A 20136-nucleotide genomic window follows, 5' to 3' on the forward strand; every position below is an offset into this window, starting at 1 on the left:
TTAAAGGTTTGCGTAAAAAAAGTCTTCCTCAACTCAACATAAAGGAAGACATAAATAGTCCGTATTTTTTACGCTTCCCTTTCTGAACTCTCTGGTTCAATTTAAAGGTCATTAATTTTAATTAATATATCACATCAAATAATATAAGTCAATAGGGACAGCTTGAATAATACAAAGATTGTTCCCTATCTAATATTCTAGTACTTTTGATAAAAATTCTTTTGTTCTAGAATTTTGTGGGTTCTCAAATAGATCTACTGCATTATTCTCTTCTACAATTTTACCATCAGCCATAAATATTACTCTATCTGCCACCTGTTTTGCAAAAGCCATCTCATGAGTTACTACTACCATTGTCATACCTGTTTTAGCCAACCCCTTCATTACATTTAAAACTTCTCCAACCATTTCTGGATCAAGAGCTGATGTAACTTCATCAAAAAGCATCACTTCTGGATCCATAGCAAGAGACCTAGCAATTGCTATCCTTTGTTTCTGCCCTCCTGATAGGGAGTCTGGATATACATCCTTCTTATCCAATAAATCCATGGTTTTAAGAAGTTCAATAGCTTTTTCCTTCGCCTTCTTCTTTGCTAATCTTCCTGTTAAAATTGGAGCTAAAGTTATATTTTCAAGAACTGTTTTGTGGGGAAACAGATGAAAATGTTGAAACACCATCCCTATATGTTGTCTTATTTCATCTATTCCATTTCCTAATTTAGCTATATTTTTACCGTTAATATATATATCTCCAGACGTTGGCTCCTCTAAATAATCTATACACCTTATAAGTGTACTCTTACCAGAACCAGACGGTCCTATAAGGCTAACAACCTCACCATCTTCTATCTCTAAGTTTATATCTTTTAATACATGTTTATCTCCAAAATATTTATTTAGATTTTCTATTTTAATCATTATGTGCTAATCTCCTTTCAAATACTCCTATTAACTGAGATAATGTAAATGTAAATATAAAATATATTACTGCTACTATTATCAATGGATTGAAAGGCTGAAAGCTACTACTTTGCACTATCTGTGATGTATACATCAAATCCGCTACTCCTATTGTTGAAGCTACAGCTGTCTCCTTTATTAAGGTAACAAATTCATTTCCTAGAGCCGGTAATATGTTTTTTACGGCCTGTGGCAATATTATATATCTCATAGTTTGTCTATCAGATAACCCTAAACTTTTACTAGCTTCTGTCTGTCCTTTATCTATGGACTGTATACCAGAACGTATAATCTCTGCCACATATGCAGCACTATTTAATGAAACAGCTATTAATGCAGCTAGAAATCCATCTATATTTATCCCCATAGCCACATAACTTCCAAAATAAACTAGAGCAATCTGTACCATCATCGGTGTTCCACGAACTATTTCAATATATACAGTTGAAATAAGCTTTAAAAGCTTAAATTTTGATAGTTTTAAAATACTAAATAAAGCTCCTAATGTAGTTCCTATAATAAGTGCTAAAAAAGATATTGATAAAGTTGTTTTAATCCCTATTAAATAATAATCCTTATATTCTACAAATAACTCTACAACGTTCAAATCCTTTCCTCCTAATCAGTAAGCTCATTTGCTTCAACAAACCATTCATCTAACAGTCCTTTGGACTGTGCATCAGCTAATATTTCATTTAATTTCTCTGTTAATTCATCATTTCCTTTCTTCACAGCTATTGCTACACCTTCAGAACCTATATCAATAGTTATATCTTCCACAACCATTAACTCATCATTTTCATTTGCAAAGGATTCAGCAACAGCTAATTCCATAATTGCACAATCTATTTTTTTAGTCTTTAAATTCATCACTATATTTGTATTTGCATCTAGACTTTTTACATCTGCATCTTCTATTTTTTCTTGAGCAAATTTTTCCTGAGTCGTTCCAATTTGTACTCCTATACTTTTACCATTTAAGTCTTCTAGTGTAGTAATTTTAGATGCATCTTCTTTATTAATTAAAACAGAATGATTAGCTTCATAATAAATATCAGTAAAGTTTGCCTCCTTTTCCCTTTCAGAATTTGGATTCATACCAGCAATTACTATATCCAACATTCCAGTTGATAGTCCACCTAGAAGTTTATCAAAATCCATATCTTTTATCTCTAGCTCTACACCTAACTCATCCGCTATATGCTTTGCAATTTCAATATCAAATCCAACAATTTGATCCTTTCCTTCTGCCATTATATGAGTTTCAAAAGGTGGATAATCTGCACTTGTTCCCATTACTAATTTACCTTTGTTCTTAATACCTTCCAATGAATAACTTTCAAATTCTGAATTCTCACTTCCTGAATCTGTTTCTTTACTCTCTACACAAGCTACAAGTAAGCTTGATAATACAAGTATGATTACCATTAATAAACTAACTTTCTTTTTCATTTTATACACCTCACTATTAATATTTTATAATAAAAAAGCTCATCTCTATATTATAATATTTATAATATAAGAGACGAGTATATGCCCGCGTTGCCACTCTAATTGATTTTATTTAAAAAACCCAGCTCAACTCAAATAACGCTTTGAATGCGAAATAAGATACTCACCTTTTGGCTTTGCCCTATTTATCTCCACAGCTCTTTTCATTATATTTTCAATCATCTGGCTCTCACCTTCCCCAGTTCTCTGTAAGAATCTACTAATATAATTACTCTCTGTATCATAGACTGTTCATATTTAATTGTAAATTGATTCACTATAATAAAAAAACTCGTCTCTAATTTAAGAGACGAGTATATGCCCGCGGTACCACTCTAATTGTATTTTAACTAGTAAAACCCAACTCAACTCAAATAACGCTTTGAATGCGGGATAAGATACTCGCATTTTGTTTTGTCCTATCCATTTCAGCAGCTCTTTTCATTAAGCTTTCCATCTCCTGGTTCTCACCTTTTCCAGTTCTCTGTATGATGTACTCATCAAAATTACTCTTCTGCCTCTTAAACATTCTAGTTATTCACTTCATTGTATCTTATGATAATTGCAATTTGCTAATTTGTCAAGCTTTTTTCCTTTATTTCTAAAAATTAATTCAAATTAGCCAAAGAAAACATTTAAAATCAATAAAATTATAAACCCGACTGCCCATGTAAGGGTTGTAGTAACAGACCATACTTTCATTTGTTCCTTTGCCTCAGTTAATCCCATGCTTCTAGTAACTACGTGGAAAAAGCTATCATTGAAATATGAGAAGAACAAAGAACCAATACAAGCTGCTAATGCACCAAATACGAGGTTTGCATTTATACCTGTAAGAATAGGTGCGGTAATTGATGCAGAAGTTAACATTGCAACAGTACCACTACCTTGAATGAATCTCAATAGTGTAGCAATCAAAAATGGAAGTAAGATTGCAGGCAATCCTGTCTGTACAATAACTTGAGCTATATAATCGCCTACTCCACTATCCTTGATAATCTGTCCTAAAGCACCGCCTCCACCAGTTACCAATATAATTATTCCTGCAGAGCGAATTCCTTTTTCCATTTCATTTAAAGTTTCTTTTCTAGTAAATCCTCTTGTTAATCCAATGATTGCAATAATAGTGCCAATAGCTACCGCTATAATTGGTTCTCCAATAAATGAAATAAAACCAGCAAATCCACCTTGAATTTTCATCACTGCAACAATATTATTTAACAGTATCAATATAATAGGTACAATTATAGGAGCAAAAGAAATTGCTAATCCTGGAAGTTTCTCATCTGCAAGTACATCTTCAGATTCAATGCTATCCATTTGCCTTTCAGGTCTTATCCAACCTTCTCCTGATTCATCTGGTAATTGATAAACCCTTTTCCCTACGTATTTTGCATAAATAATTGCTGCTATTACCATAGGAATCGCCACAACAATTCCCCATAACAAAAGTGCTCCTACACTAATACCAAAAATTCCTGCCACTCCTACTGGTCCCGGTGTAGGTGGTACTAAAGAGTGAGTAATAACCAAACCGGCTGCTAACGCTACTCCTAAAGAAATCACTGATTTTTTTGTTTGTCTAGATAACTCCTTTGCTAGTGGAAATAAAATAATAAAACCTGAATCACAAAATATAGGAATAGACACCAAATATCCTGTCACTGAAAGAGCAATTTCCTCTTTATCCTTTCCTAAAATCCTCAAAAAAGTTCTAGCCATAGTCTTAGCAGCTCCAGAAGCTTCAAATATAGCTCCCATCATTACACCAAGACCAATAATTATTCCTATACTTCCTAAAGTACCTCCAAATCCATTGGTAATACTTGTAATAATCTCATTATAAGGCACACCTCCAACAATACCAATTATAACAGTTGCAACAATTAAAGCTAGAAAGGTGTGAATTTTTGTCCTCATAATCATAAATATCAGAACAATCAAGCCTACAATCAATCCGATAAGTATTTGAGTTTGTCCTGCCAAAAAAATCCCCTCCTAATTATAATGATGTATTTTTAGTAAAAAAAGGTGCATATTTTGCTGCTAGTTTTATCGCCTCTATCATACTAATAGCATTAGCTATATTTTTACCTGCAATATCAAAAGCTGTTCCATGATCCACAGAAGTTCTCAAAAATGGCATGGAATTAGTAATAGAGATAGTTCTTTCAAAATCTAATGTCTTAGTAGCGATATGCCCTTGATCATGATATAAAGATAAAACTGCTGCATATTTTCCATTTAGTGCTTGATGAAATACAGAATCTGCTCCAATAGGACCTGCTACATCATACCCTCGTCTTTTTGCTTCTTCTATTGCTGGAGCTACATGTTCTACCTCTTCATTTCCAAATAAACCATGCTCTCCAGAATGTGGATTTAATCCTGCTACAGCCAATGTTCCCTCTACATTTAGTTGTTTCATAGCTCCAATAGATCTTATAATATAATCCAGTACCCTATCATAGGTAACTGCTTCACAAGCTTCCCTTAAAGGCATATGTCTAGTTAAGAAAAAAACTCTTAGATTTCTCACTTCAAACATAGTCAAAGGATCCTCTACACCTGATAGATCAGCTAGAATCTCCGTATGCCCAATGTACGGTACTTTAGCAACCCTTAAAGATTCCTTGTTTATTGGCGTAGTAGCAATAGCATCCACTTCCCCATCCATGGCTAATTCCACTACTCTTTTGATATATTCAAATGCTGCTCTACCACACATCGCACTAACTTGACCAAAATGAAATTTACTCATATCTACATTGTTTAAATTAATCATATCAATAGTCCCAAATGTAAAGTTAGAATCCTGAACTTTTTCTACCACATTCACCTTTAAGTTCGATTCAGTAATTCCAATGGCTTTTTCAATTACATTTTTATCTCCTACTAAAAATGGATTGCAAATATCATAAATCTCCTTTTCAGATAAAGCTTTTGCAACTATTTCTGGACCAATACCAGATGGGTCTCCTAAAGAAATTCCAATAATAGGTTTTGTCATTATATTTTCCTCCTCAAAGTTTTAATCTGTCATTTCTCCTCTTAGTCTTTCCACACAAATTTCCATAGCATCCTTATCTCCTACCATGCCGCCTTTGCTAATGATTCTAAGGTTATCCATTTCTCCACCTATTAATCTTCCATAAGCAGCTAATGGTATGATTTCTTCCTTAATTTCCACTCCAATAGCCTCTAATTGTTCACAAAGAGCAACAGTAATATCTCCTCCACTAACAAAAATACCAGCAAAAGATTCTCCATTCAATAATACCTCTTTAGAAATCTCAGCTAAACCAGTTGATATAAATAGAGATGCATCATCTATATCCATATCATTCCTTTGTGCAACTGTCTTTAAATCTAGTTTCCCTTCATTATGAAGAGGAGTAGTAGTAAGAAGAATAATTCCATTATGTGCGTCAGCTATTCCCCATTTTGCATCTTGAACTGCTCTTTCTATTTCTTCTTTTCTGGTATTGGATTCAATCAGTTTCATAGGACTGACATTTACAATATATGGATCATAACTCCTTATGAATTCCTCTAATTGTTCAATGGTAGCATCTGTAACTGAACCTACTGTCATAAGCACCTTGTTCATTTGATTCCCTTTATCTAGGCTTTCTCTAATCATGCTTAAAGTAAATGGGCCTGGATCCACTAAAATACAATCCACTTTACTAGAAAAAACTGCCTTCGTAATTATGGAAATATCATTATTGGTAACACTATCAAAGATTAAAAGTCTTGTCCCCTTTTTCTTTTCTTCCTTTATAATCTTCTCAATATGCTTTGGTCCTTTGGAGATATCCTTTAAAAAAACAGACCTCATTTTTCCCTTAAAGTTTTTGCTAAATAAATATTCTACATTTGATGAATCCACAGGAGCCTTTGCATCTCTTCCAGCATCCGAATTTTCAAGCAAAACACCATTTACCAACATTTCACCATTGAATACAATCCTACCAGTATCAGGATATGCAGGTACTGCTATTGCCATCCTATCATCTCCCAATTCATCAAGAACTGCGTTTATTTCAGGTCCAAGGTTCCCTCTTAAGGTAGAATCTGTTCTCTTATTGTATACAAGAACATCTTTAGATTTTAATGTTCTTATGGTCTGTCTCACTCTATCATAAGTTTCCTCTGGCTCCATGGCACGACTTCCTGTACTTGCCGCCAACACATCAATGTCCTTTGGAATTTTTTTCTTATCTAAAACCATTAAACTAGCAGTTTGTAATCCAGTTTTTTTAATCATGGAACATGTAGCATTAGCTCCAGTTAAATCGTCTGCAACAATTACAAATCTATTCATTGTATCACCACTTTCTTATCATATGCTAATAATTTCAGTATTATATTTCTCTATTAAATTGGATTGATCATCATCTAACTGGATATCCGTAACTACATAGTCAAAATCCTTTACATGATTAACATAATATAATCCAGCTTGTCCTAATTTAGATTTATCAACCAACAATACAGATGCATCACAGTTTTTAACCATCAATCTCTTCAATTCAACCTTTTCCTCTGATGGAGTAAATAACATCAAATTCTTACTAATTGCTGATGTGCCAACAAAAGCCATATCATAATAGAGTGCACTTAGAGATTGTTTAGTTAAAAATCCTTGTGTATTTCCAATACGTTTTTTAATGGTTCCTCCTATCATCAATACCTGTATATCGTTTAAATTATAGAGATAATAAGCAATATTGATATCATTAGTTAAAACAGTTAAGTCCTTTAGGTTAGAATGAAAAATTTGATTTGCCAATTCAAAAGTTGTAGTTCCAGCATCCAAAAAAATGGTCATTTTATCATCAATTAGCTTGATTGCTTTCTCTGCAATCTTCACCTTTATGTCGTGATTCTTTAATTTTTTTTCGTCATATATGGTTTCTTGAGCTAAAGGCTTTCTCTTTCTAGCACCACCATAAGTCCTAGAAATGTAACCGTTTTCTTCTAGCTTAGTCAAATCTCTCCTTATTGTAATTTCACTTACGCCAAAATGTTCCGATAAAGCCTTTACCTCTACATATCCTTTTTCATCTATATACTCTAATATCTTATCCACTCTTACTGAAGATAACATTTTTCACACACCTTTACGTGTATTTTATTGAATGTATTTGTTTGTTTATGTTCCTTTACTTAAAATATACTAAAATATAAACGCAAAGTCAATCATAAATAATCATTTTGTATTTATTTATTAAAAAATAAAAAGATATAATTAATAACTTAATTATATCTCTTCATTAAACGCTCACAAAGTCCTATGCAATATGATAAGTTAACTTACGATAATTAAAATGATCAAGAATTCTAAATAATGGACGGATAATTGTGTTGAACAGGTAGTACTAATCCAGAAGAGCTTAGAGATATTGATATTGTAATTATGGATGGTTCTAGTCCGGGAAATATATTGCATACATTTGAACATGTAGATCCAATAAAAATTGAAAAATAAATTCTTTACTGACTAGTGATTCTGATATATAAGTTCGATTACCCTTTTGAAAAATTATATTTATACCTTTATCGTACTCAAAGGCGTGTACTTATTAAACAACTTTATTTCTAGAATGAATAGGTTAATTCGCTCTCTACAATTTTCTGTGTAATCATCCTTGCTACTCTACCTTTTCCGTTTTTAAGCTTCTAAATATTATTATTCCTCGTATGAACTTTCGCAAATTAGATTCAATAAATTTAGCTATTATATACGCTATCAGAATCATAATGCCCATAGGAATAATAGGTAATAATATTTTGGGGGTATTACACTGGAATTATTATTCAGTTTCACAGTTAAAGCAATTATAGCGTTTGAATGGATTAGATATAGTGGATAACTAACAAACCCAATAAGCAATAAAAACTTATTGCTAAATAAAAACCTAATCTTTTCAAAACAAATCGGTAACATAAAAAGCATCATGATAACAATTAAACAAACTATTTCCATAATATCAGTGCTGCCCATTACTAACTGGCCTATGACTAATAGGCTAATAATAAACACCAAGTATTTCGACTTTTTCTCCGTATAATATAGATACGCCAAAGCGCCAATACTAAACCACGCTAAAAAAGGAAAACCAAGTTGCAGTGTTAAATCCCCTAAAAATTCGAAACTACACTAGTAAAATAGCTATACCTCTTAACCCATCCAAAAATGTAATTCTTTTGGCATGTGATTCATGAACGAACGCTCCTTTATATAATGATTAAATATTTTTTTTGCCTAAATAATACTTATTTATCTTATAAATTGGTAAAATCAACATAAGGCATACAATTATTTGAATCCACGCATTTGATGCAAAGATTATTAGGTTAAAAAACCATGTCCGTATTTCTATAAATGGCGATATTGTTAAAGATAGACCGAATAAAACAATTAATAATAGATCGATAATCCACCCTATCCAAGAATCGTGCATTGTAGTAAGTGTGTGTATAAATATCGCTAATAAAAGTAAAAATGCAGATTCCTGTAAAAACGAGAAAAAAACACCATTATTTATCCACCCAAATACTTCTATCAAATTAATAACTTGAAATGTTTCTTTCCAAGACTGATCTAGTGTAAAGTAGAATATATGATTGGCAATTGAAACCACAACTGCAAGAATTACATAAGTTAGAAAAGTCCCTCTAATATAATCTACTTTTCTTCCATTTAAATGCATAAACCTAGTAAAATTGGTTTTACAAATAAATATAGGACTTACCAAAAGTAATACGTACAACATATTACCACTACTTAGTAAATAACTTTTTTCGAAATACTCATTAGGACCTGCTTGTAGGACTTGAATAATGCTAGGAATTGTCATTAGCAAAAATGCAACTAAAGTAATCATATAAGCAACTTTTTGATTTCTAATATTAACTTTTGATACTATCCATACTCTGTTATTCATTCTCATTACCTCCTACCATATTTATAAAGAAATCATTCAGCGAAGCAGGCTGATTGATAATATTGTTAGTTAAATTTATTTTCTTGTCATAAATGTAAGCTACTGTTCTACCATGTACTGTTTCTTTACCAATAACATTGAGGTTTTTAATAGCTTCTTTTAGTGCGTCATCCTGACCAGTTAAAGCATAAAAAAGATCATTGATTTCATTCATTGTTGAGTTTAAGATTATCTTTCCATTGTCAATCATTATCAAATATTGCGCTACTTTGGCAATTTCATCTATTAGGTGTGTAGATACAATAATGATCCGAGGATGTCTCTCATAGCTTTCAAGAAGCAATTTATTAAATTGATTACGCATAATTGCATCAAATCCAAGTACTGGCTCATCTAACATGACAACTTTGGAGTTGCTTGCTAGACCTGCAATCGTTGCAACCATCGTTTGCATTCCAAATGAAAGCTGTTTAAATTTTTGTTTTTTATTAAGCTTAAATTTTTGAAGCATTTTGTATGCAAACTCAATGTCAAATTCATCTTGCAAATGTCTAGTTGTATCTAATAAATCAGCAATACTCATATTAAACTGAGATGCTCGACTTTCAATAAAGCTTACATTTGAAGGCATATTGGCAGGTGAAACTTTTTGTTTATCTACTTTAATCTCACCTTCACTTACCCCAATATGTCCAGCCAATAGCTTCATAAATGTTGTTTTCCCAGCACCATTTCTGCCTAATAGACAGTAGATTCCATTTTTATTAATATCTATTGTAATGTCATCAATTACTACTTGATCTTTATATTTTTTATATACATTTGCAAAATTAATCATTATAAACCTCCTCCAACTTTTTTCACTCAATGCCAAATTAAGAATTTAATTAGTATACTACTCTACAGTAATACTACCAGTACCCGTTTTGAGTTTGATCAAGTTCTCTCCATTGCCTATAACAATATTCTTTCCTGTATACTGATCGAGAATATCTATTCTACCTGTACCTGTTTCAGCTTCAAATGTTACATTAGTTGGAGGTTGTTCCGTTTGAAGTAGAATTCCACCGGATTTCGTTTCTAATTGAACCGGATGGTCTAAACTTTTAGTTTGAACCTTGATTGGACCACTTCCTGATTTTCCTGTAATTTCTCCATTAACATGTTTCATTGTAATTTTTCCACTTGCAGTTTGTACATCTATATTAGTACTTGTAATCGACTGTACATCGACCATTCCATTGGTTGTATTGATTATAACGTTATTTATAGTTGAATCTTTAACATGAACTAAACCATTATCATTTTCCACATACAGAGAATCATATTGTTCACTTGGTAAATATACTTTCAACCTTAAAGCAATAGGCATCAAATTAAACCATGAATGCTCACTCATCTCTGGTTCAATCAATAATGTTGAATCTTCTACACTTGTTGAAAGACTGTAATCTATATTTGGTAATACATTCCCAGTCAGCTCTACTTTTACATTGTTTTCATTAGTCGACAAAACTTCTACTTCTACATTTCTAGTACTTATTTCGATACTTGTAATATTTTCATCAATATATTTTTCTTCAGATACAGTTGTTTCCCTATTCAATGAAGAAAAAGTAAAAATACTTCCTATTGCACCTACTATTAAAAGTCCAAGCGCTAACATAATTATTTTTTTCATATTACTCATTTTTATATCCACCTTTCACAATATTCATATTAAATTTCAAATATTTTATAAAACCTCTTATTACTATACTTGTTGTTAATTTCATTCCAACAACTATAAAGAAACCCACTCCAGAAAGCATAATAGAAAAAAACAAGAAAAACGATTGTAATGTTCCTGGGTTTACCATCTCGTTGATCACAACTAATAATGGAGAAATAATGAATGCGATTCCTAATGTCCAACTTGCAACCATTATTCCCGTTAACAATATGAATGGTCCAAGAACCAAAATTAAATTTAATAGACCTAACCCTAGGATTGCCCAAGTTGCATGCAAAACTTCCCTTGTTTTCCCTGATTCATTTGCCTTTTCTAAATGATATGTTGCCAGCAATTCTTTAGCAACTTGCTTAGGTGAACCTAAAGCTTCTGAAATTTCTTCCTCCGAATTTCCTTCTTTAAAACCAATCAGGAAATGTTCTTCAAAATCCCTGATTATATCTTCTCGTTCATTAGAAGGTAATCTCTTTAAATCTGAATTCAATGTTTTTAAAAATTGTTCTTTATTCATCCGAAACACCTCCTTTGATAATTTGATTGACACCTTCCGTAAATTCTTCCCACTCCTTAATCAACTGGTGCAAATTTTCTCTACCTTTATCTGTCAACCTATAATATTTTCGTGGTGGCCCTTCAGTTGATTCCTGCAAATAAGTTGTAAAATATTCTTCTTTTGTCAACCTTCTTAACAACGGGTATACGGAACCCTCTGAAATTTCAATATGTTTCGATACTTGTTGTACCAATTCATACCCATACCGATCTTGTTTGTTTAATAATGCAAGAATACATAGCTCCAATGCTCCTTTTTTAAATTGAATATTCATTATTGAGGTACACCTCCACCTTTACTACCGTTTATAATACAGTACTGATTTATTTAAAGTACCGTTCTATAAATAATATAACACAAAGTATTGTTCATTGCAAGGTACTGTAGAAATTTTTTTACAACGATACAAAAATGAGACCTAAACCAACTTTAATTTTTGTAAACATATTTTATATTTTTATCTCATATTGCGTTGTGAAAATAAAAAAACATCCCACAGGTATTTCTACCTGCGGGATGTCCACTATGCCTTATTTATTCATGAAATCCTCTATTTCTTCAATAGTCTTAATAACATCTTTAGATAGATTTTTACATCCATCCTCTGTTATTAACAAATCATCTTCTATTCTTATACCTATTTTCTCTTCTTCAATATAAAGACCTGGCTCGTTAGTTATAACCATTCCTGGCTTAAGAATAGCAGTACGATCTCCTACATCATGAGTATCTGTACCTAAATAATGAGATACTGAATGGAAATAATACTTGGAAAGTTCACTATCTTCTTTTATTAAGCCTAATTTTTTACATCCTTCAGCTAATATCTTTTTAGTAATTTCATTTAATTCTCCATAAGGAACTCCTGGTTTTGCTGCTTCTTCAACAGCATTCATTGCTTCTAATACTACATTGTATACTTCTTTTTGTCTTTCAGTAAACTTACCATTTACAGGGAAAGTACGAGTTATATCTGCATTGTAATATTTATATTGAGCACCTAAATCAAATAGTATTAAATCTCCATCTTTAGTTTGACAGTTGTTTTCTGAGTAATGAAGTATAGTGCCATTTATACCACTACCAGCTATTGTTGCAAAAGCTTTATCAGTTACTCCATGTTTAGTCAATACATAATCAAAATATGCTTCTATCTCATATTCCATCATTCCCGGTTTAGCATTTTTCATCAAAGCCAATATACCTTCATTAGTTATCTCTATTGCTTTTTTAATCAAATCAATTTCTTCCTTAGATTTAATAACTCTTAAATCTGCTATGTCATGATAAATATTTTTTATTTGAATATATGGATATTTTTCAGCTATCATTTTAGAAAAAAGCTGAGAATCAGTCATTGAAGTTTTAATCTCTTGTCTTTCTAAATCCAAATATACTTTTTCTATTCTATTTTTATTCAATACAGATCCAATAACATCTTCAAATTTATCTAGGTATTCAATATCCTCTATTCCTGAGTTTTCCTTTGCTGCCTCATCAGAAATTGTAGCTCCCACCCATTTTGCCATAATTGGATCTGGTCTTTGTATAAATAATTTTTGTGAAACTTTTCCTTTAATATTGGTAATTAAAAGTATAATTTCATCTTCATCAATACCAGTCATATAATAGAAATTTCTGTTCGGTGTAAATGGATATACTTCATCAGCAGATTTATATGGTGCTCTACCTGCAAATAATAATAAAATACTATTATCTTCTAACCTTTCCTCTAGTTTCTTTCTGTTTTTTATAAAAAATTGTTTATCCACACTTTAACCCCCTTATTTCTAATTATATAGTTTTTGATTTTTATCTGTATATTTAGATATTACTACTTTATTCCAACATTTACAACAGTATAAATAATAGTTTTATTTCAAACAATTGTATTACTATCTTGAATGCATCCTCTTGAGACTTAAAGCTTTTAACGTTGTCTAATTTTTTAATTGGCGAATACTCTTTTTGGTCTGGATGTACTTTTTCGATTGTTTTATTAGATTATTTACCACCTCCACAATATTTAATGTATTTAAAAGCCCTTAGAAAATAATAAGGCATTATTATAAGCTATATAAATACTTTGTCCATTATTAAAATATAAAATGGTATAGTAAATAAGCTTAGCAGAGTTGTAATTGATAAGGATGTGGCAACATATTTAGAATCTGTTTTATATAATTCAGATACTATTGTAGTTTGCATCATAACTGGCATTGCTGATTGTATAATAAACACCTGTATAGCTAATACCGGCAAATTAAAAAATCTTGTGATGATATACATAATAGATGGTGAAACAATGAGCCTCATAAATACTACTGTAAAAATAGATTTGTCTAGTTTATATTTACTGAAATCGATATCATATATAATTTTACCTACAATTATTGAAGCTAATGGTGTTACTAAACTACTAAAATATTTTGTTGTCTTTAATACTATGGAAGGTGGTTCAAAGTTAAAGTAAAGTAATATTCCAGATACAATAACAGTAATCAAGGGAATGTTAAATATATTTTGCAGATTTTGTGAAATATTATTAACCTTTTTATTACCATCTCTGGCTATCATAGGACTTAATATACCCCAAAATATAATAGTATTCGCTATATAATAAAATAAAACATAAGGTATACTTATTTCTCCAAATAAACTTAAACATATTGGTAATCCAAAAAACATGCTATTTGACACAGATGACATAGAAACAAAACTACCTGACTTCATCAACTCTATCTTCATGATCTTTGATATGACTTTAGATATTATAATAAGAATTATTATAGATAATAGGGCAATACCTACAAACTTAAATGATGAAATTAACATTTGATTAGAAAAGTTTTTAAAAAAATTAGTTACAGTTAAAGCAGGCACTCCTACTTTTACAGTTACTTTGTTTAAGAAACTCTTAACATCGTCATTAATCCATCCAATTTTTGACATGACCCAGCCTACACAAATAAGTATTATTAAAATAAAGATACTTTCTACTGATTTTAGAAACAATTCTGTACCTCCTAGAGTCTATTTCCCTACATACTATATATTACCACACCTATACTTTTAATGTATACTGAGTTATCTCATGTCCTGAAATAGTTTCTTTATTCCTCCATTTTCAATAATATTAAAAATATAATCAGGTATCTTCCCTCCATTGATTTTCACATCTGATGTTTTATTAATAACATATCCTTCTCTCACATGCACCTCAAGTATATCTCTAGTTTTGACCTTTTTACTAATATCCTTACATATCATTAGAGGTAATGCTAGATTAGTAGCATTTCTATAAAAAATCCTCGCAAAGGATTCTGCTAAAATAACACTTACACCGCTAGCTTTAAGACTAATAGCCGCATGTTCCCTACTAGATCCACATCCAAAGTTTGTACCTGCCACTACTATATCTCCTTCTCTTACTTCCTCCGCAAATTTTTCATCTACTCCTTCCAAACAATGGTTTTTAATATCTTGAGGATCTACTGACTCTAAATACCTACCTGGATAAATCTGATCTGTATCTATGTTGTTCCCATAGACAAAAGCTCGACCTGTAATTATATTTTTCATCCTTTATTCCCTCCCTAAACTATTGGCTCCGTAATATAACCATTTAAAGCTGATGCTGCTACTGTAGCTGGAGATGCCAAGTATATAGATGCCTTATTGCTTCCCATTCTTCCCGGAAAATTTCTATTAGTGGATGTAATACACACTTCATCATCTGCAATAATCCCTGCATGGGTTCCTAGACATGGTCCACATCCTGGTGCACTAAATGTAACCCCAGCTTTTATTAAATCCCTCATGTATCTCTTTTCAATAATAGATAACTGTATTTCATCTGAAGCTGGAATAATAACCAATCTTACATCAGGATGAATCTTTTTCCCTTTTAAAATCTTCCATGCTGTCTCAATATCCTCAAACCTACCACCTGTGCAAGAACCAATAAATGCTTGATGAATCTTAGTTCCTACTCCATCTTTTACACTTACATTATTATCTACACTATGAGGTACAGCTAATTGTGGTTCAAGTCCATCTATATTGAAAACCAAATGCTCAGAATACTCATAGCCCTCATCTATTTCATATATGGTATAATCCTTTGTTGCCCTAGAATTCACATAATCAATTACTGCTTTGTTGGGTGCCATATAAGCTGTTTTAGCTCCCATTTCAACAGCCATATTGCATATAGTCATCCTTTCAGAAACGTCTATCTTTTCTACATAATCTCCACTAAATTCTATTGCTTTATATACTGCTCCATTAGCCTTTACTTTTCCTACAATATATAAAATAACATCCTTAGCATAAGTATTCTTTGAAGGTATTCCATTTATCTCTATATTTATAATTTCTGGAACTCTAAACCAAAGCTTTCCGCTTATTAATATAGTAGCCATATCTGTGGCTCCTACCCCTGTTCCAAAGGCACCAAAAGCACCATGAGTTGTAGTATGAGAATCTGTAGCAACTATTATCATCCCTGGGTATATTAGTCCCGATTCTGGCATTACTTGATGGCATATACCTTTGTTTATATCAAAATGGTGAGTTAAACCTTGATCTTTTACAAATTCCCTCATTTCTTTATGAATTTGTGCTGTTTTTATAGTAGGAGCAGGGGAATAATGGTCAAATACAAAAGCAACTTTATTCTTATCAAAAACCTTTTTGCCTCCCATTTCCCAAAATGAATATATGGTTTGCAGATATAAATCGTTTATTTCAGCAAAGTCAATATTACATGTAACTATTTGACCTATTTCTACCTTATCTAAGCCAGCATTATTGGCTAGTATTTTTTCAATCGCATGCACATAGATCACAGCCTTTCATAATTAATAAGTAATTGCAAATCCTTTGATACAATGTATCAAAGGATTTGCAATTGTTATATTTAAACATTATCCACCAAAAATACTTAATAGGGCAGTCGCTACAATGAGCATGAATGCACCACCTAATCTGGATGAGATTTGGGCAAACGGCATTAATAACATTCTGTTTGATGCTGATAATACTGCAACGTCACCAGTACCTCCCATGTTAGCCATACATAACCCTCCAGTTATTGCTGCTTCTACTGGATAGAACCCTAATATTTTCCCTACAAATCCCGCACCAAGTATTGCTCCTAGTACTGTAACAGTTACTAGTATTAAGTATGTTAATGAGAATGCACTTGCTACCTCAGCCAAATCTGTGTAAGCAACTCCGATACCAACTAGTAAAGTCGGGGTAAGGTTAGCCATAATAAACCTAAACCATTGGAAAGCTCCAATTTCATATTTTTTAGGCATTATACCAAATGCTTTCACTACTGCTACTGTTATTATCATAAGGGCATAAGAATGAATTGGTATAAATTTAGCTAATATTCTTCCCCAAGCAAAGAATGTTGTAGATAACAATAATCCCATTCCTAAAAATTTATACTCTACTGCTATCTTATTCTCTTTTTCTCTATCTGGCTCCTCTTGCCCAACTAGAAGTTTACCTTCCCCTGATAGATTAGGCTTACCTTTTCCTATTCTATCGAGTAAACCTGCAGCAACTATTGACAAAGCATTGCCTAGTGCAAGAGCTGGTACCATCTTTGATAGTACTGCTGTCGGATCAACATTGAGGCCATCTCCAAATATTTGAGATAGTGGAACAGCACCTGCTCCCATTCCGCCTCCCATAATTGGAAGCCCAACATAGAATAATGCATCTTTAGCTCCATATCCCATTATGGCTCCTACTGAGCTCACTAGTCCAAAGGATACAATAACTCCACCTAAGATTACTGGCAAATATCGAACTGCTGCCTTGATTAATAATTTTCTATCCATCCCTAAAATACTACCTGTTATTAATGCTGCAATATAAAAGTCTAAGAAGCCTTCACCCTTCATAAAATTAGTCATAATAGTCCCTGCGGATTCTGGTATAAGATTGAAAGTCATTAGTGCAGCTGACCCGAAAATAATAATGATAGGTCCTCCACCTAAATAGTCCTTTACTATTGGTAACCTGTCGCCTAGCTCATTAAATATTGCTCCAATTACCATCATCAATGGAAAAGCTCCTATCATACCTGCAGGTAGCACTTCCATATAGGTAGCTACTAGAACAATAGCTGTAATGAGAAGAAACATTTGGATGGATATACCCATAATCTTATATCCGTCCTTGTCCTGTAAGTTAACAGTATTTTCCCCCATTTTAAAACCTCCTTTATTTTAATTTAATTAAAGCCAATTAAACCCTTGCAACACCTGATTCCCTTGCTGCTTTTTCTACTGCCTTTGCAACTTCAGACGTAATACTTTTATCTAATGCACTTGGTATTATATAGTCTTCATTTAATTCCTCATCTTTAACCATATTGGCAATCGCATATGCTGCAGCAATATTCATTTCATCGTTTATGTCTTTTGCTCTTGCATCTAAAGCCCCTCTGAAAATCCCTGGAAAAGCAACTACATTGTTTATTTGATTAGGAAAATCAGATCTACCTGAACCTACTACTCTTGCTCCTGCTTTTTTAGCTTCGTCTGGAAATATTTCTGGTATTGGATTTGCCATAGCAAATACAATAGCATCTTCCTTCATAGATTTAATCATGTCAGCATCTACAACATCTCTTACTGAAACCCCTATAAAAACATCTGCGCCATCTATAGCATCCTTTAATGTTCCTTTCATATTGTCTTTATTGATTGACTGTGCTATTTCTTCTTTTAACCAATTGTTTGCAGGATTTCCCCTATGTATTATTCCTTTGCTATCACATAGGAGCATGTCCTTCACCCCCAAAGTGGTTAGCATTTTTACTACAGCAGTTCCTGCTGCACCTGCACCATTTATTACTACTCGAATATCTTCAAACTTCTTGTCTACAATCTTCAATGCATTAATTAATCCTGCAGCTACAACAACAGCAGTACCATGCTGATCATCATGAAATACTGGTATGTCTAATTCTTCCTTTAGTCTCCTTTCAATTTCAACGCATTTTGGAGCTGATATATCTTCTAAATTTATGCCTCCAAAAGTAGGTGAAATTCTCTTAACTGTTTCAACTATTCCATTTACATCATTGGTGTTAAGGCAGATAGGAAAAGCATCAATATTGGCAAATTCTTTAAAAAGTATTGATTTTCCTTCCATAACAGGCATTGCTGCTTCAGCTCCAATGTCTCCCAAACCTAGTACTGCTGACCCATCTGTAACAACCGCAACTAAATTACCCTTAGCCGTATACTTATAAACCTCATCCTTGTCCTTGCAAATTTTACGGCAAGGTTCTGCAACACCAGGTGTATAAGCCAAGCTTAAATCATTTTTAGTTTCAACTCTGACTTTAGATCTTATTTCTATTTTGCCCTTGTTCTCTTCATGTAACTTTAAACTAAGCTCTGAATAATTCATATTAACCCCCATTTCATAATATATTTTCTGTTATACTAATTATATATGGATATTTTTAGGAAATAAATATTGTGTTAATATTCAAATAATTAAAATAATTAAAAATACATTGTCAATAACTTAACTAATATCTATTTAAAATCTTCCTCTAGTTTTTTTATCATAACAGTAATAGCTAAAATGTCCGCACAACCACCAGGACTGATATTCTTGTCAATGAATTCTAATTCCATATATTTTATATATTCTCTTCCTTTCTCTGTATACATGCCTCCATAATTCAAAAATTTATTAGCATGTTTCTTTACTATTATAAGTCCTTCCATTCCGTATCTATTAATTACTGTGGAATCTTCCACTACCGTCATCAATCCTACTAAAGTATGACTTAAGGCTTCATTTATAGATAGTCCCGATGTTAAGGCCTCTTCATATAAAAGAAGGCCTACTTTTAATACACTTGGTAATCCATTTTCTATTTCTCCCCTAATTCCAGTTATTCCATATTCTAAGAATATTCTTTCTCCATTAGTTCTTACTTTGTCCTTTGATATGTTTAATAATTCTTTTTCAACTATATCCTTACAGATATATTTACACTGATTGGAAATATTGTATCTGTTCACAGGTTTTCCAAGCCTTATGCAACTTCCTGCTGCTGAAACCACACCTCCTAAGAACAGAAAGCCTTTTTGGGTATTAACTCCTTTTGTTGCTGCAAACATTTCCTTTTCAGCTTTAACTCCTACTCTACGAAGTTTAGGTAATAGATCATATTTTTCCTGAAGCCCTAATTCGGCACAGATAGTCATTGTAGGTAGGATAGCTGCAATACTTTTTAAAAATGTAAATATATCCATATCCTTATGGGCTCCAGTTGAAAAGGGTGAAACTAATCCTGGAGATGGACTTGTACATATATCGTATAACATTCCTAAATTTGCAGCTTGACTAATTTTTAGAGCTTTTAAACTAATATTAGAAAGATTATTCTTGTCCATTTTGCC

At 32.2% G+C, this 20136-nt stretch carries 19 protein-coding genes and 2 other annotated features; all 19 genes read right to left on the reverse strand.

The annotated features are described in order from the left end of the window. Positions 1-189: 189 nt before the first annotated feature. The 19 genes from K8M07_RS01915 to K8M07_RS02005 all read right to left on the reverse strand — a co-directional run bounded on the left by K8M07_RS01915 (position 190) and on the right by K8M07_RS02005 (position 20130). Positions 190-918, reverse strand: a complete 729-nt coding sequence (locus K8M07_RS01915; protein ID WP_223376159.1) for an amino acid ABC transporter ATP-binding protein — start codon at positions 916-918, stop codon at positions 190-192. Beyond that, positions 911-1567: an amino acid ABC transporter permease gene (locus K8M07_RS01920; protein ID WP_223376160.1), complete on the reverse strand. Its 657-nt coding sequence runs from the start codon at positions 1565-1567 to the stop codon at positions 911-913. The genes K8M07_RS01915 and K8M07_RS01920 overlap by 8 nt, the downstream gene beginning before the upstream one ends. Before the next feature lie 11 nt (positions 1568-1578). Continuing rightward, positions 1579-2412: a transporter substrate-binding domain-containing protein gene (locus tag K8M07_RS01925; RefSeq protein WP_223376161.1), complete on the reverse strand. Its 834-nt coding sequence runs from the start codon at positions 2410-2412 to the stop codon at positions 1579-1581. A 66-nt stretch (positions 2413-2478) separates the two neighbouring features. Next, positions 2479-2705 (reverse strand) — a binding site (T-box leader). A gap of 49 nt (positions 2706-2754) precedes the next feature. Continuing rightward, positions 2755-2983, reverse strand: a binding site (T-box leader). 86 nt (positions 2984-3069) lie between these two features. Next, positions 3070-4437 (reverse strand): GntP family permease, encoded by a 1368-nt coding sequence (locus K8M07_RS01930; protein ID WP_223376162.1) that lies wholly within the window; start codon positions 4435-4437, stop codon positions 3070-3072. 16 nt (positions 4438-4453) lie between these two features. Then, positions 4454-5461 carry a 4-hydroxythreonine-4-phosphate dehydrogenase PdxA gene (gene pdxA / locus K8M07_RS01935; RefSeq protein ID WP_223376164.1) on the reverse strand — a complete coding sequence of 336 codons (1008 nt, stop codon included), beginning with the start codon at positions 5459-5461 and terminating at the stop codon, positions 4454-4456. A gap of 21 nt (positions 5462-5482) precedes the next feature. Beyond that, on the reverse strand, positions 5483-6778 hold the full coding sequence (locus tag K8M07_RS01940; protein WP_223376166.1) for a four-carbon acid sugar kinase family protein: 1296 nt from the start codon (positions 6776-6778) through the stop codon (positions 5483-5485). Between the two features lie 18 nt (positions 6779-6796). Further along, the gene (locus K8M07_RS01945; RefSeq protein WP_223376167.1) at positions 6797-7564 is read right to left on the reverse strand and encodes a DeoR/GlpR family DNA-binding transcription regulator; all 768 of its coding nucleotides are present in this window, start codon (positions 7562-7564) and stop codon (positions 6797-6799) included. 1141 nt (positions 7565-8705) lie between these two features. Beyond that, entirely contained in the window at positions 8706-9404 is a 699-nt protein-coding gene (locus K8M07_RS01950) for a hypothetical protein (protein WP_223376169.1), read from the reverse strand. Next, positions 9397-10242 carry an ATP-binding cassette domain-containing protein gene (locus K8M07_RS01955; protein ID WP_223376170.1) on the reverse strand — a complete coding sequence of 282 codons (846 nt, stop codon included), beginning with the start codon at positions 10240-10242 and terminating at the stop codon, positions 9397-9399. Before K8M07_RS01955 ends, K8M07_RS01950 begins: the two co-directional genes overlap by 8 nt. Positions 10243-10299: 57 nt before the next feature. Next, the gene (locus K8M07_RS01960) at positions 10300-11094 is read right to left on the reverse strand and encodes a DUF4097 family beta strand repeat-containing protein (RefSeq protein ID WP_223376172.1); all 795 of its coding nucleotides are present in this window, start codon (positions 11092-11094) and stop codon (positions 10300-10302) included. Further along, positions 11087-11647, reverse strand: a complete 561-nt coding sequence (locus K8M07_RS01965; protein ID WP_223376173.1) for a DUF1700 domain-containing protein — start codon at positions 11645-11647, stop codon at positions 11087-11089. Before K8M07_RS01965 ends, K8M07_RS01960 begins: the two co-directional genes overlap by 8 nt. Then, positions 11640-11963, reverse strand: coding sequence for a PadR family transcriptional regulator (locus K8M07_RS01970; protein ID WP_223376174.1), 324 nt, complete (start codon positions 11961-11963; stop codon positions 11640-11642). The genes K8M07_RS01965 and K8M07_RS01970 overlap by 8 nt, the downstream gene beginning before the upstream one ends. A gap of 256 nt (positions 11964-12219) precedes the next feature. Further along, positions 12220-13461 (reverse strand): aminopeptidase P family protein, encoded by a 1242-nt coding sequence (locus K8M07_RS12740; protein ID WP_223376176.1) that lies wholly within the window; start codon positions 13459-13461, stop codon positions 12220-12222. A gap of 301 nt (positions 13462-13762) precedes the next feature. Continuing rightward, positions 13763-14704, reverse strand: coding sequence for an AEC family transporter (locus K8M07_RS01980; protein WP_223376178.1), 942 nt, complete (start codon positions 14702-14704; stop codon positions 13763-13765). Positions 14705-14776: 72 nt separating this feature from the next. After that, the gene (locus tag K8M07_RS01985; RefSeq protein WP_223376179.1) at positions 14777-15271 is read right to left on the reverse strand and encodes a 3-isopropylmalate dehydratase small subunit; all 495 of its coding nucleotides are present in this window, start codon (positions 15269-15271) and stop codon (positions 14777-14779) included. A gap of 14 nt (positions 15272-15285) precedes the next feature. After that, positions 15286-16530 carry a 3-isopropylmalate dehydratase large subunit gene (locus tag K8M07_RS01990; RefSeq protein ID WP_223376180.1) on the reverse strand — a complete coding sequence of 415 codons (1245 nt, stop codon included), beginning with the start codon at positions 16528-16530 and terminating at the stop codon, positions 15286-15288. Positions 16531-16617: 87 nt separating this feature from the next. Next, positions 16618-17919, reverse strand: a complete 1302-nt coding sequence (locus K8M07_RS01995; RefSeq protein WP_223376181.1) for a 2-hydroxycarboxylate transporter family protein — start codon at positions 17917-17919, stop codon at positions 16618-16620. Between the two features lie 37 nt (positions 17920-17956). Next, positions 17957-19129 (reverse strand): NADP-dependent malic enzyme, encoded by a 1173-nt coding sequence (locus tag K8M07_RS02000; RefSeq protein WP_223376182.1) that lies wholly within the window; start codon positions 19127-19129, stop codon positions 17957-17959. Between the two features lie 131 nt (positions 19130-19260). Further along, positions 19261-20130 (reverse strand): triphosphoribosyl-dephospho-CoA synthase, encoded by an 870-nt coding sequence (locus K8M07_RS02005; RefSeq protein ID WP_223376184.1) that lies wholly within the window; start codon positions 20128-20130, stop codon positions 19261-19263. Positions 20131-20136: the final 6 nt, after the last annotated feature.

Source organism: Schnuerera sp. xch1 (assembly GCF_019931165.1).
In the GTDB taxonomy this organism is placed as follows: Bacteria; Bacillota; Clostridia; order Tissierellales; family Tepidimicrobiaceae; genus JAIOUP01.